A 556-nucleotide genomic window follows, 5' to 3' on the forward strand; every position below is an offset into this window, starting at 1 on the left:
CGCATACTTAAGATGTGTCGCTCAGGTCGACTGCCGAGATAGCTGTAGTTACTGACTTTGTTACTTAAGGAAAACAGCGTCGATTTAACTTCGGAAAACGCCTCTTGATCTATCTCTTCGCCTGTCATTTCTTCATAGACAAACGAACGATGAAGTCGCACCGCATCGATTGCATCAAACACAAACTTGACGGCTTGTTGCCCTTGGGTGATAGGGGATTCAAAGGGCGAAGAGAGCGCATTAGTGAGTCCTGCTCGATTGATCAGTAGCATGTTGCTTGATATGTCCATAATCACATCCTTATTTATGAAGACATTAATCGTATTTAATCAAGCAACTATGATGCCAATATATAAGATATTGATTTAATTGATATATCCTACTTTCGTACTGAATGTTTGTGCTTTTATCTTGTGCAATTAGCACCAATTAGGTGCACTAGCTTACAGGCTTATACAAGTAAAAATTCGCCCTGTTGTTTTAGCAATAAAGTGGCACAAGTGCTTGAATCTACTAAGGTGTTTACAGGTAATCACAAAGTTGAAGAGTCACTATG

At 39.6% G+C, this 556-nt stretch carries 1 pseudogene; it reads right to left on the reverse strand.

The features are described from left to right. A pseudogene (locus AB4585_RS23185) lies at window positions 1-290 on the reverse strand (hypothetical protein); the annotation flags it as partial. Window positions 291-556: the final 266 nt, after the last annotated feature.

It is taken from the genome of Vibrio sp. 10N.222.49.C9 (genome assembly GCF_041474985.1).
Classification (GTDB): Bacteria; Pseudomonadota; Gammaproteobacteria; order Enterobacterales; family Vibrionaceae; genus Vibrio; species Vibrio crassostreae_C.